Annotated in this window: 14 protein-coding genes; 3 read left to right on the top strand and 11 right to left on the bottom strand. The window is 72.4% G+C overall.

All coding sequences use genetic code 11. The features are described 5' to 3' along the window. Positions 1-67 precede the first annotated feature (67 nt). The 4 genes from ACIA5A_RS17640 to ACIA5A_RS17655 all read right to left on the bottom strand — a co-directional run bounded on the left by ACIA5A_RS17640 (position 68) and on the right by ACIA5A_RS17655 (position 3,662). A complete protein-coding gene (locus ACIA5A_RS17640; RefSeq protein WP_396762942.1) occupies positions 68-811 on the bottom strand; it encodes an ABC transporter ATP-binding protein in 744 nt (247 codons plus the stop codon). Beyond that, complete coding sequence (locus ACIA5A_RS17645) at positions 812-1,639, bottom strand: ABC transporter permease (RefSeq protein ID WP_396762945.1); 828 nt, start codon at positions 1,637-1,639, stop codon at positions 812-814. It abuts the gene before it with no gap. Between the two features lie 66 nt (positions 1,640-1,705). After that, on the bottom strand, positions 1,706-3,076 hold the full coding sequence (locus ACIA5A_RS17650) for an L-serine ammonia-lyase (protein ID WP_396762948.1): 1,371 nt from the start codon (positions 3,074-3,076) through the stop codon (positions 1,706-1,708). 172 nt (positions 3,077-3,248) lie between these two features. Then, positions 3,249-3,662: a MarR family winged helix-turn-helix transcriptional regulator gene (locus tag ACIA5A_RS17655; protein WP_396762951.1), complete on the bottom strand. Its 414-nt coding sequence runs from the start codon at positions 3,660-3,662 to the stop codon at positions 3,249-3,251. 106 nt (positions 3,663-3,768) lie between these two features. On the opposite strand from ACIA5A_RS17655, the gene ACIA5A_RS17660 reads away from it, so the two are divergent. Further along, a complete protein-coding gene (locus ACIA5A_RS17660; RefSeq protein ID WP_396762953.1) occupies positions 3,769-4,698 on the top strand; it encodes an alpha/beta hydrolase in 930 nt (309 codons plus the stop codon). A 166-nt stretch (positions 4,699-4,864) separates the two neighbouring features. After that, a complete protein-coding gene (locus tag ACIA5A_RS17665) occupies positions 4,865-5,068 on the top strand; it encodes a PspC domain-containing protein (protein ID WP_181571422.1) in 204 nt (67 codons plus the stop codon). Between the two features lie 54 nt (positions 5,069-5,122). Here the strand turns inward: ACIA5A_RS17665 and ACIA5A_RS17670 are convergent, their stop codons facing one another. From ACIA5A_RS17670 to pdxH, 7 genes are all read right to left on the bottom strand, one after another. Then, positions 5,123-5,890 (bottom strand): DUF4230 domain-containing protein, encoded by a 768-nt coding sequence (locus tag ACIA5A_RS17670; protein ID WP_396762956.1) that lies wholly within the window; start codon positions 5,888-5,890, stop codon positions 5,123-5,125. Between the two features lie 99 nt (positions 5,891-5,989). Continuing rightward, positions 5,990-7,150: an acyl-CoA dehydrogenase family protein gene (locus ACIA5A_RS17675; RefSeq protein WP_396762959.1), complete on the bottom strand. Its 1,161-nt coding sequence runs from the start codon at positions 7,148-7,150 to the stop codon at positions 5,990-5,992. A gap of 31 nt (positions 7,151-7,181) precedes the next feature. Then, the gene (locus tag ACIA5A_RS17680; RefSeq protein WP_091062625.1) at positions 7,182-7,487 is read right to left on the bottom strand and encodes a type II toxin-antitoxin system VapB family antitoxin; all 306 of its coding nucleotides are present in this window, start codon (positions 7,485-7,487) and stop codon (positions 7,182-7,184) included. 54 nt (positions 7,488-7,541) lie between these two features. Continuing rightward, positions 7,542-8,144: a nitroreductase family protein gene (locus ACIA5A_RS17685; RefSeq protein WP_181571418.1), complete on the bottom strand. Its 603-nt coding sequence runs from the start codon at positions 8,142-8,144 to the stop codon at positions 7,542-7,544. Between the two features lie 2 nt (positions 8,145-8,146). Continuing rightward, on the bottom strand, positions 8,147-9,073 hold the full coding sequence (locus ACIA5A_RS17690) for an aldose 1-epimerase family protein (RefSeq protein ID WP_396762963.1): 927 nt from the start codon (positions 9,071-9,073) through the stop codon (positions 8,147-8,149). Positions 9,074-9,088: 15 nt separating this feature from the next. Continuing rightward, positions 9,089-10,381 (bottom strand): MFS transporter, encoded by a 1,293-nt coding sequence (locus ACIA5A_RS17695; protein WP_396762966.1) that lies wholly within the window; start codon positions 10,379-10,381, stop codon positions 9,089-9,091. Continuing rightward, complete coding sequence (gene pdxH / locus ACIA5A_RS17700) at positions 10,378-11,061, bottom strand: pyridoxamine 5'-phosphate oxidase (protein WP_396762969.1); 684 nt, start codon at positions 11,059-11,061, stop codon at positions 10,378-10,380. Before pdxH ends, ACIA5A_RS17695 begins: the two co-directional genes overlap by 4 nt. A gap of 219 nt (positions 11,062-11,280) precedes the next feature. On the opposite strand from pdxH, the gene ACIA5A_RS17705 reads away from it, so the two are divergent. After that, on the top strand, positions 11,281-12,387 hold the full coding sequence (locus ACIA5A_RS17705; RefSeq protein WP_396762972.1) for a citrate synthase 2: 1,107 nt from the start codon (positions 11,281-11,283) through the stop codon (positions 12,385-12,387). Positions 12,388-12,493 lie beyond the last annotated feature (106 nt).

The following is a 12,493-nucleotide window of genomic DNA, read 5'->3' on the forward strand; positions in this document are numbered from 1 at the left end:
GCCGGCGTGCTCGACGGCTCGGTGAGCCGGCCCGCCGCCGGCCCGGCGGCGAGCACGATCGCGAGCGTCACCGCTGCGCCGCGTCGGCGTAGGCCCGCAGTGCCTCGTCGATCGTCCCGTCGACCGTCAACCGTCCGGCGTCGAGGTAGAGCCCCCGACGACAGAACCGGGTGAGGTCCTTGTCGTTGTGTGACACCAGCACCAGCGTGCGCCCTTCCGCGAGAAGTCGCTCGATGGTCGCATAGCACTTCGCACGGAACTCCGCGTCCCCGACCGCGGTCACCTCGTCCACCAACAGCACCGGGTGCGGCAGGTGCGCGATCACCGCGAACCCCAGGCGCACCTTCATCCCCGACGAGTAGTGCCGCACCGACGTGTCGATGGCGCGTTCCACCTGCTCACCGGCGAACGAGACGATCTCGTCGAAGTGCCGGCGCAGGTAGCCGGAGGAGAGCCCGTGCAGCCCGCCCACCAGATAGAGGTTCTCCCGGCCGGTCAGATCCCCGGAGAACCCGGCGGACAGCTCCAGCAGCGGCGCCACCCGCCCGTGCACCGAGATGGTGCCCTCGTCCGGAATGAGCACGCCGGCGATCAGCCGCAGCAGCGTGCTCTTGCCGGTGCCGTTGCGCCCCACCACGCCCACCGTCTCGCCCGGCTCGATCCGGAACGACAGGTCGCGCAGCGGCCAGAACCGGCCGGCGTCCGGGTCCCGCGCACCCCGGTGCACGATCAGCTCCCGCAGCCGGAGCTGCCGACGCCGGTTCCGGACGAACCGGATGCCCAGCCCGTCCGCCTCGATGATCGGCGCCACTCAGAGTTCCTTCAGCACGGACGGTTCGAGGCGGCGGAACGACCACCAGCCGAACGCCAGCACCAGCAGGCTGCCCAGCACTGTGATGGTGAGCAGCCGGGCGTCCGGGAACTCGTCCGGATACCAGACCGCGTGGTGCAACTGGAAGATCCCCACCAACGGGTTCAGCTCGTACGCGACCTTGAGCCAGCCCGGCATCCCGGAGTCCCGGACCAGGTTGAACGGATAGATGATCGGGGTCGCGTAGAACAGCAGCCGGATCGCCAACCGCATGATCCGCTCGATGTCGCGCATCAGCACGTTGCCCGCCGACAGCAGCAGTGCCAGGCCCACCAGCAGCACGAACTGCACGGTCACGGCCAGCGGCAGGGCGAGCAGGCTCCACCCCGGGTGGATCTTCCCCTGGGCCGCGTAGAGCGCCGCGATGGCGGCCAGGATCGGCAGGCCGGCCAGATACTCGGCGAAGCGGCCGGCGACCCGACCGATCGGGAAGATCGGCCGGGGCAGGTTCATCGTGGTGATCAGCCGGGCCTGCCCGGTGAGCGCGCCGGCCGCCTCGGTCAACGCCGAACTGGCCCACATCCAGGCGAAGATCCCGGTGATCAGGAACAGCGGGTACGAGCCGGCCGCCTCGCCCAGGTGCCGCCGGGTCGCCCCGGAGTAGAGCACCCCGAAGACGAACCAGTAGATCAGGCCCATGCCGAGGGGTTCGATGAGCGACCAGAGGTAGCCCAGCACCGACTGCTGGTACTTCACCGCGAGATCCCGCCGGATGAGGATGCGCAGCGAGGTGCGGGCCGACCAGAGCGCCGCGACGCCGGACGTCACCGCACCATCGTGGCCCCGTGCCCACCGGGTGCGGCGGCCGACGGCCGGCGGATCACCCCAACGGGGTCAGCACTCGATCACGTTGACCGCGAGGCCGCCCCGCGCCGTCTCCTTGTACTTGACCTTCATGTCCGCGCCGGTCTCCCGCATGGTCTTGATGACCTTGTCCAGCGACACGTGGTGCACCCCGTCGCCGCGCAACGCCAGCCGCGCCGCGGTGATCGCCTTGATGCTCGCCACCGCGTTGCGCTCGATGCACGGGATCTGCACCAGCCCGCCCACCGGGTCGCAGGTGAGCCCCAGGTTGTGCTCCATGCCGATCTCGGCGGCGTTCTCCACCTGCTCCGGCATGCCGCCCAGCGCCTCCGCCAGCCCGGCCGCCGCCATCGAGCACGCCGAACCGACCTCGCCCTGGCAGCCGACCTCGGCCCCGGAGATCGAGGCGTTCTCCTTGAACAGCACCCCGATCGCGCCGGCCGCCAGCAGGAACCGGACCACCCCCTCGTCGGAGGCGCCCGGCACGAACCGCGTGTAGTAGTGCAGCACGGCCGGGATGATCCCGGCGGCCCCGTTGGTCGGCGCGGTGACCACCCGCCCGCCGGCCGCGTTCTCCTCGTTGACCGCCAGCGCGAACAGCGTCACCCAGTCCATCGCGCGCAGCGGGTCGTCCGCGCCGTTCTCCGCCTCCAGGCCGCGGCGCAGCTCGGCCGCGCGGCGGCGGACCTTCAACCCACCCGGGAGTACGCCGTCGCGGGTGCAGCCGTTCTCCACGCACTCCCGCATCACCTGCCAGATGTGCAGCAGCCCCGCCCGCACGTCCGCCTCGCTGCGCCAGGACAGCTCGTTGGCGAGCATCACCTCGCTGATCGACAGCCCGGTCTCCGTGGTGACCCGGAGCAGGTCCGCGCCGGTCAGGAACGGATACCGGACCCGGGTGGCGTCCGGCTTGATCCGGTCCGCCCCGGCCGCCGCCTCGTCCACCACGAACCCGCCGCCGACCGAGTAGTAGGTGCGCGTGCGTACCTCGTTACCGGCCGCGTCGAAGGCCGCGAACGTCATCCCGTTCGGGTGGTACGGCAACGAGCGGCGACGGTGCAGCACCAGGTCACGGTCCGGGTCGAAGTCGATCTCCTGGCTGCCGAGCAGGCGGAGTCGCCGCTCGTCCCGGATCCGCGCCACCCGTGACCCGACGCCGTCGGTGTCGACCGTCTCCGGGGCCTCGCCCTCCAGCCCCAACAGCACCGCCCGGTCGCTGCCGTGGCCGTGCCCGGTCGCACCCAGCGAGCCGAACAGCTCCGCCTGCACCCGGGCCACGTCGGCGAGCTGCCCGTCGGCCTTCAGGCCACCCACGAACGTACGGGCGGCCCGCATCGGCCCGACGGTGTGCGAGCTGGACGGCCCGATACCGACGCTGAAGAGGTCGAAAACACTGATCATGGCTGCACTTTCCTCGCCGTCGTCCCCGTTGTGCGGTTCCGAACCGGTGCGATGCCGCGCCCCCTGTCCAGGGTCGGACGGCCGGCGCCAAGGGTGGAGGCGCCGACCGGCGAGCCTACCCGCCCAGCTCAATACCCGCCCCGACCCCGCCCCACGCCCGGCTCCCGGTGACTCATGCGGGCGTGAGCATCTCCTGAAGGATGCGCCGCAGCTCGGTGCGGTCCCGCGGGGTGATCCTCGCCAGCCGGCGGTCGTACTCCGCCGCGAGGGCGGCGAGTGCACGATCCCGCGCCGCGGTGCCCTCAGCGGTCAGCACGAGCCGGTGACGCCGCAGGTCCGCGTCGTCGATCTCGCGCCGGATGAACCCCTTGGCGACGAGGTTGCGGACGTAGACCGTCACGCTCGCCTTGGGCAGCAGCAGTGCCGTCGCGATCTCGGCCGGGTACGGCGACGCCTCCACCTCGGCCAGGACGAAGAACTCCTTCGTCTCCAACCCGGCCTCGGCCAGCTCCCCCGTGCAGGCATCCATCACCACGCCCAGCAGCCGCTGGTTCAGCGTCCACAGCTGCGCCCCGTCGACCGACATGCCACCCCTCCGTCACGTGGTACAGTTTCGTACTAGTTCCATCTCGTACAACATGTCGTCTTGTACTGGACTCCTATGGAACATAATCTCACGGAGGAAGCCAGGCATGCTCACGCACCTCACCATCCCGCGCGGTCCCATCAGCCTCGCCGCGGACCTGCACCTGCCCGACGACGCCGACAGCGGCGCACCGCTGCGCGCCGTGGTGCTCTCCACCCCGGGCAGCAGCGTGAAGGAGCAGATCGGCGCCAACTACGCCTCCCGTCTCGCCGCCGGCGGCATCGCCGCGCTCGTCCTCGACCCCGCCCACCAGGGCCGGAGCGAGGGCGAGCCCCGCGACCTCGAAGACCCCTACCGCCGAGGTGAGGACATCTCCTACGCCCTGGACGTGCTCACCACGACCCCCGGCATCGACCCGCGGCGCGTCGGCGTCCTCGGCATCTGTGCCGGTGGCGGCTACGCCGTGCACACCGCCCGCACGGACCACCGGATCAAGGCGGTCGGCACGGTCGTCCCCGTCGACATCGGCACGGCGTTCCGCGGCTTCACCCCCGACGGGCCGGCCGCGGCGCTCGACGCCCTCGCGGACGCGCGGACCGAAGAGGCCCGCTCCGGCGAGACGACCCGCGTGAACTGGCTGCCCGACACTCTCCTGCCCGACACTCTGGAGGACGCCGCCGCAGCGGGCCTGACCGACATCGACACCATTCAGGCCGTCACCTACTACCGCACCGGGCGCGGCCGTAGCGAACACTCCACGAACCGGCGCCTCCTGCGCAGCGACTCCCTCCTGCTGGGCTACGACGCGTTCCACCTGGCCGATCGGCTCATGACCCAGCCACTCCAGGTCATCCTCGCCGGACGCGTCGGCAACACCGGCTCCCACGACGCCGGCATGCGGCTGTGGAAGCTGGCCCCCAACCCGGTCGACCTCATGGTGATCGACGGCGCCGGCCACTACGAGATGTACGACGAACCCGAATACGTCGACGCCGCCGTCGACCGCCTCACCAGCTTCTACACGAACAACCTGTAGGGCATCCGAGCCGGCGACCCCACGCGGGTGCGTCGGTGCGGGTGCTCCGGGGTAAGCACCTACGGGTGCCCGGGTCGCCGATCCTCCTCGGGGCCGAGGGCGCGACGCGCACCCCTCTCTACCGTGGAATCAGCGCGGCGGATCGCCGCAGAAGTGGGAGACGACGATGAGTCGCAAACTGGTCCGGCCCCGTGAGGGGCGCATGCTCGCCGGTGTCTGCGCCGGCCTCGCCAAGCGGTTCGGCATGTCCGCAGGCATGGTCCGGCTGCTGTTCCTGCTGTCGCTGCTGCTGCCCGGCACCCAGGTGATCGTCTACCTGATCCTGTGGGTGCTGATGCCGAACGAGGACCGCTACCTCGCCACCCGCTGACCCGCACCCGACGACGCGCCCGCCCCCTGGCGAGGGCGGGCGCGTCGCGCGGAGTCAGGGCGCCGTGTAGGTGACCGTCACCTTCTGGTAGCCGAGGGAGCGCAGCAGCCCCTCCAGCATCTTGCGGGTGTTCTCCTGGGCGCGGGCGGTGAGCCCGCTGTCCCGGGCGGCCGAGGTGATCCGGTCCTCGGCCAGCTTGTAGATCTGCTGCTGCCGGTTGGGGTCGCCGGCCACCAGGTCGTTGAGCCTGTTGATCAGGCCCCGCTCCTCGGCGAAGACGTAGCTCTTGTCCATGTTCAGGTCGGTCTCGCCGAGCTGCGGCGCGGGGAGCTTGATCTCGGCGGACTTGCCGTCGTCGGAGACCACCACCGCCCCGTCACCGATCTTGGCGAAGTCCACGTACGCCTCGACCCGGCCCGCCCCGACGAAGAGCGTGCGCTCGTTGAGCAGGAAGTCGGGCACGTTGCGCCGGTCCTTCTGCACGTCGACCACCACCTGGAAGTTGCCTTCCGCCGCCACGTAGCGGCTCAGGTCGCGGATCGACTGGAGCAGCGGCGGCTGACTGCGGTCGGTCTGCTCCTTGGCGAACGGGTTGCGGAAGTCGGGCAGCAGGCCGGTCGCCTGCACCCCGAGCAGCGCCACCACCACCAGCGCGGCAGCGCCGAGCACCCAGAGCAGACCGCGGCCCGGCCCGCCGCCGGCCGGCGCGGGCACACCGGGCTCCGGGTCGTGCCGGTAGTCCGCCCGGTCGTGCAGGGACTCGCTGGTCGGGTATTCCGGGAACTCCCTGGTGGGCTGCTGGGTGTCACCGTCGCGGGCCATCGCCCTCACCGTCCTCGTCCGACACATCGACTGACAATGACGGTACGGGCACCGTGCGACACTCGCTCGCCGAGTGCCACGATCGAGTAAAAGGGCAGGTCAGGCGAACGCGGAGAGCCCGGTCAGCCGCTGCCCGATGACGAGCTGGTGGATTTCCGAGGTGCCCTCGTAGGTGAGCACGCTCTCCAGGTTGTTGGCGTGCCGCATCACCGGGTAGTCACCGGAGACGCCGTTCGCGCCGAGGATGGTGCGGCACTGCCGGGCGATGGCCAGCGCCTCCCGGACGTTGTTCAGCTTGCCCACGCTCACCTGCTCGGGGCGCAGCGTCCCGGCGTCGGCGAGCCGGCCCAGGTGCAGCGCCAGCAGCAGTCCCTTGTTCCACTCCACCGCCATGTCGGCGAGCTTCGCCTGGGTGAGCTGGAAACCGGCGAGCGGCCGGCCGAACTGGGTGCGCGTCGTCGCGTACTCCAGGGCGGTCTCCAGGCAGTCGCGGGCCGCCCCGAGCGCGCCCCAGACGATGCCGTGCCGGGCCTCGGTCAGGCAGCTCAGCGGCGCCTTCAGACCGACCGCCTCGGGGAGTTGGGCGTCCGCCGGCAGCCGGACGTCGTCGAGCGCGATCTCGCCGGTCAGTGAGGCACGGAGGGACATCTTCCGACGAATTTCTCGCGCGCCCACCCCGGGGGTTGCCATGGGTACCACAAAACCGCGCACGCCGGAGTCGGTGCGGGCCCAGATCACCGCGACGTCGGCGATCGGCGCGTTGGTGATCCACATCTTGCCGCCGTCGAGGATCCAGTCGTCGCCGTCGCGGCGGGCCCGGGTGGCCATGGACGCCGGGTCGGAGCCGTGGTCCGGCTCGGTCAGCCCGAAGCAGCCGATCGCCTCGCCGGTCGCCATCGCCGGCAGCCAGCGCTGCTTCTGCTCCTCGCTGCCGAAACGCCAGATGGCGTACATGGCAAGCGAGCCCTGCACCGAGACGAGCGAGCGGACGCCGGAGTCGCCGGCCTCCAGCTCCAGGCACGCCAGCCCGTACGCGACCGCGGACGCGCCGGCGCAGCCGTAGCCGGTCAGGTGCATGCCGAGCAGTCCCAGCTTGCCGAACTCGCGGGCCAACTCCCGGGCCGGCACCTCGCCGTCCTCGTACCAGCCGGCGACGTGCGGGCGGACCCGGTCGGTGACGAGCTGGCGCACGACGGCCCGGATCTGGCGCTCCTCCTCGCTCAGCGACGCGTCGAGGTCGAGCAGGTCGAGAGGAGTCATGGCGTCACCTTAACCAAGACTCAGGAGGGCGTCACTCGCCCTGTTCGCCGAGGACCAGCACCCGGGCGTGGATCTGGTTGCGCTGTTGCAGGGCGGCGCGCAGCGCGCGGTGCAGCCCGTCCTCCAGGTAGAGGCCGCCGTTCCACTGCACCACGTGCGGGAAGAGGTCGCCGTAGAAGGTGGAGTCCTCCGCGAGCAGCTTGTCCAGCGCCAGCTCCCGCTTGGTGGTGATGAGCTCGGCCAGCCGCAGTGGACGCGGTGGGATCTCGGCCCACTGCTTCAGCGTGTAGTTGTGCTCCGGGTAGGGACGCCCGTCCCGGACCGCCCTGAAGATCACGGCGCGTTCTCCTCCCCCAGGCCCGGCTGACGATGTGGGTGCCAGCCTAGCGGCTCAGCTCCACCGCCCCCGCCGCACCACATCATCCACCGGACGCCGCCCCCGGCGCAGCGATGGTGACCTGTGGTCGACGGCACGGTAACCGATGGTGACGGCGCCGATCGGCTGGAGTGCCGGCGGCACCCCGAACGCCTCCCGGTACGCGTCGGTCCGCTGCGGCGGAATGCCGAAGAAGCAGGCGCCCAGCCCCTCGTCCACGGCGGTGAGCAGCATCAGCAGCGCGGCGAAGCCGGTGTCCACATACCAGTAGGGCACCGGCCAGCGTTCCTCGGCGCGGTCCGCCCAGCCCTTGTCCGGCTCGGCGTAGCGGTCCAGGTAGGCGTCCCGGTTGGCGTGCGGCACCACGATCAGCGGGGCCCGGCGCATCCCGGCCAGCCAGCGTTCCCGGCCACCGCCCTCGGGTGTGGTCGCCGCCCAGAACCGCTCGCGGTCGGCCGGCTCCTCCAACACCAGGAAGCCCCAGCCCTGCGCGAACCCGGCCGACGGGGCACGGACCGCGTGGTCGAGCAACCGGTCCACCGTCTCCGGCGGCACCGGACGATCCGGGTCGTAGTTGCGGACCATCCGGCGACGCCTGACGACGTCGGCGAACTCCACGCTCAGACCGCCGGCCGGACGCCCCAGGCGCCGCGCCAGGTCTGCCCCGGGTCGAGGACGATCAGGTCCTTGCCGGAGCGGAACGCGTCCGGCGGGCAGGTCATCGGCTCCACCGCGACCGAACGGCGGTGCCGTTCCCCGCCGAGCGTGTCCCCGGTGAACACCTGCCACCAGCCGAACTCGCGGTCGGCCCAGATCCGCAGCCCGGACCCGCCGTCCGGCGCGCCGAGCGTCACCGCCGAGCCGCCGTCGGCGTCCCGCCGCACGTCGCCGAAGGCCAGGTCGAGCACCAGGTCGCCGATCGGGCGGGGCGAGGTGAAGTCGTACTCGGTGCCGGTCACGTCGGTGGCCGCCACCGGCAGCAGCCGGCTGTCCGTCAGCACCCGGTTGCGCCCCGGCACGCCCAGCAGCAGGTCGTCCACGGCGACCTTGGGCAACTGGAAGTAGGGGTGCACGGAGAAGCCGAACGGCGCCGGCTCGGTGGCCAGGTTCGTCACCTCGTGCTCGGCGCGCAGGCCGTCCGCGCCGACGCTCCACCTGCCGCGCAGCCGCAACGCCCACGGGTAGCCGGGGGTGGGCGGCAGGTCGTAGCCGATCGTCACGCTGTCCGCCGACTGCTCGACCAGCTCCCACCGGACCCAGTTGACCAGGCCGTGCAGGGCGTTGTGCCGCTCCGGCTCGGTCAGGTCGAGCTGGAGCGAACGGTCGCCGAACGCGTACTGGCCGTCCCGGATCCGGTTCGGCCAGGGCGCCAGCACGTGCCCGGCCGAGCCGGGGCTCAGCTCGTCCTCGGCGTACCCGTCGAGGTAGTCCACGCCGTCGTGCCGGTAGGCCCGCAGCCCGCCGCCGACCTGCACCACGACGGCCTCGTGGCCGTCGGCCGAGATGGTCCACTGTGTACCCGAGGGTGCCCGCACGTCTTTCCCCATTCGGCGACCCTACCGTCACCGACGGTCTTCGGCGGCGCTGGTGGCGCGATAGCGCACCAGCGCGGGGAACGCCACCACCAGCAGCGTCGCCAGCACGGCGGCGGCGATCCCACCACCCACCATGGCGACACCGGTGCCGAACCCGGCGGCCGTGGCGCCGGCCCGCAGGTCACCCAGGCGCGGGCCGCCGGCCACCACCACCGTGTTCACACCCTGGAGCCGGCCGCGCATCCGGTCCGGCGCGTACACCAGCAGCATCGACTGCCGCAGGGTCGCGCTGACCAGGTCGGCGGCGCCGGCCACGCCGAGCAGCAGCACCGCCAGCCAGAGCCGGCCGGCCAGCCCGGCGAGCGCGATCGCCACGCCCCACCCGACGACCGCCACGGCCAGCGCCAGCCCCTGCCGGCGGACCCGGCCGATCCAGCCGGAGGTGAGCCCGCCCAGCATCGCGCCGATCGCGATGGAGCTGTAGAGCCAGCCGACCGCCGCGCCGCCGCCGAAGCGTTCCTGCGCCAGCTCCGGGAAGAGCGCCCGCGGCATGGCCAGGATCATCGCGATCAGGTCGATGGCGAAGGAGAGCAGCAGCACCGGCGTGGTGGCCAGATAGCGGAAGCCGTCGACGATGCTGCCCAGCCCGGCCCTGCGGACGCCGCCGCCCGGGTCCGGCTCCGGTGGCATCGCCGGCAGCCGCAGCGTCGCCCAGAGCGAGACGGTGAACAGCAGCGCGTCCAGCCCGTACGCGACGGGCAGCGCGGTGTCGACGCGCCAGGCGGCGAAGATCAGCCCGGCGGCCAGCGGCCCGAACACCGCCGCGGCGGTGAACGTGGTGTAGTTCAGCGTGGTGGCCGCCGGCACCAGGTCGGCCGGCACCAGCCGGGGCAGGATCGCGCTGCGGGCCGGCGAGGTGATCGCGAACGCCACCGCCTGCACGCCCACCAGCAGCAGGAGCAGCACCGGGCTGCGCGCCCCGGCCAGCGACTGCACCAGCAGCCCGAGCGTCGCGGCCCAGAGCAGCGTGCCGGCCGCGAGCAGCACCCGCCGCCGGTCCCGCGCGTCGGCGACCGCGCCGCCCCAGAGGCCGAAGATCAGCAGCGGTACGAACCCGGCGACGCCGAGCAGCCCGACCCAGAACGAGCCGCCGGTGAGGTCGAACATCTCCACCGGCACCGCGACGGCGGTGAACTGGAAGCCGAACATCGCCACCGCGTTGCCGAGCCACACCCGCCGGTACGCGGGCACGCCCAGCGGGCGCAGGTCGATCGCCCAGCGGCGGGGTCCACCCGGCCGGGCCTGCTTGACCTGCGTCACGGCGCGAGCCGCTCGACGACCCAGCCGCCGTCGTCCGCCAGCCGGAACCGCAGCCGGTCGTGCAGCCGGCCGGCCCGGCCCTGCCAGAACTCCACCGTCTCCGGGCGGACCCGGAACCCGCCCCAGTGCGGGGGGGCGGGCACCCCCTCGACGCCGGCGAACCGGTCGGCCGCCGCCCGGTACTCCGCGTCCAGCGCGGCCCGCTCCGGCACCACCGCGGACTGGGTGCTGGCCCACGCCCCGAGCTGCGAGCCGCGCGGCCGGACCGCGAAGTATGCCTCGGTCTCCGCCCGGGTGACCTGTTCCACCCGGCCGGTGACGGTCACCTGCCGCTGCATCGGGAACCAGGGGAAGACCAGGCTGGCCCACGGGTTGGCGGTCAGCTCGGCGCCCTTGCGCGACAGGTGGTTGGTGTAGAAGACGAAGCCGTCCGCGTCGTACCCCTTGAGCAGCACGGTGCGGCCGCTGGGCCGCCCCCGGGCGTCGGCGGTGCCGACCACCATCGCGTTCGGCTCGGGCAGCGGGTGGGCCACCGCGTCGGCGAACCACCTGGCGAACTGCGTGTGCCAGTCCGCTGCCAGGTCCGCCTCGGTCAGGCCCAGGTCGGCCGCGTACTCGTTACGCATGCCGGCCGGGGCGGGTGTGTCGCCTGTCACTCTCGCCGTTCCTCTCCCGGGCATGCCGGCGTCCCCCGACGCTGGCCAGGCCCCGCTACCCAGTCTTCCCCCACCCACACCGGCGTCCACCGGCGGGGATGTCGTGTGGCGCACAGTGGCCGCGGGTCGCGCGCGTGGTTACTCACCGGGCAAGATGTCACGAACCACATCCCTGATGGTCGCCTGAGCTGCGGGGCCGGATCGGTCCCACCGGGCGCACCGAGCCGGAAGCCAGGAGACGACATGTCCGATTTCAAGCCGGGCCTGGAGGGCGTCGTAGCCTTCGAGACCCAGATCGCCGAGCCCGACCGCGCGGGCGGTTCGCTGCGCTACCGGGGCGTGGACATCGAGGATCTGATCGGCCAGGTCTCCTTCGGCAACGTCTGGGCGCTGCTGGTCGACGGCCGGTTCGGCCCGGGCCTGCCGCCGGCCGAGCCGTTCCCGGTGCCGGTGCACTCCGGCGACATCCGCGTCGACGTGCAGTCCGCGGTCGCCATGCTGGCCCCCTACTGGGGCCTCAGCCAGCTCCTGGACATCTCCGACGAGCAGGCCCGCGAGGACCTGGCCCGGGTGTCGGTGACCGCGCTCTCCTTCGTCGCCCAGTCGGCGCGCGGTCTGGGCCTGCCGGCCGTGCCGCAGAAGGAGATCGACAAGGCGGAGACCATCGTCGAGCGGTTCATGAAGCGCTGGCGCGGCGAGCCCGACCCGCGGCACGTCAAGGCCGTCGACGCGTACTTCATCTCGGCCGCCGAGCACGGCCTGAACGCCTCCACCTTCACCGCCCGGATCGTCGCCTCCACCGGCGCAGACGCCGCGGCCTGCATCTCCTCCGGCATCGGCGCCCTCTCCGGCCCGCTGCACGGCGGCGCGCCGTCGCGGGTGCTCACCATGCTGGAGGCGGTCGAGCGCAGCGGCGACGCCGAGGGCTACGTCAAGGGCGTGCTCGACCGGGGCGAGCGGCTGATGGGCTTCGGGCACCGGGTCTACCGGGCCGAGGACCCGCGCGCCCGCGTGCTGCGGCGCACCGCCAAGGAGCTGGGCGCGCCGCGTTTCGAGGTCGCCGAGGCGCTGGAGAAGGCCGCGCTGGCCGAGCTGCAGGCCCGCCGCCCGGACCGCGTGCTCGCCACGAACGTCGAGTTCTGGTCGGCCGTGGTGCTGGACTTCGCCGAGGTGCCGGCGCACATGTTCACCTCGATGTTCACCTGCGCCCGGATGGGCGGCTGGTCCGCGCACATCCTGGAGCAGAAGAAGCTCCAGCGGCTGGTCCGCCCGTCCGCCACCTACGTCGGCCCGGGCACCCGCAAGCCGCAGCAGGTCGAGGGCTGGGACGCCATCCCGCACGGCGTCTGAGAGTAAGGAAGGGCCCCCGCTTAACGCATTCCGCATAGGCGGGGGCCCCTTTTAACACCCGCTCTGTGGCGTACGCCTCAGCGGCCGGCGTGGGACCAGCGGGTGG

It is taken from the genome of Micromonospora sp. NPDC051300 (genome assembly GCF_044455315.1).
Lineage (GTDB): Bacteria > Actinomycetota > Actinomycetes > Mycobacteriales > Micromonosporaceae > Micromonospora > Micromonospora robiginosa.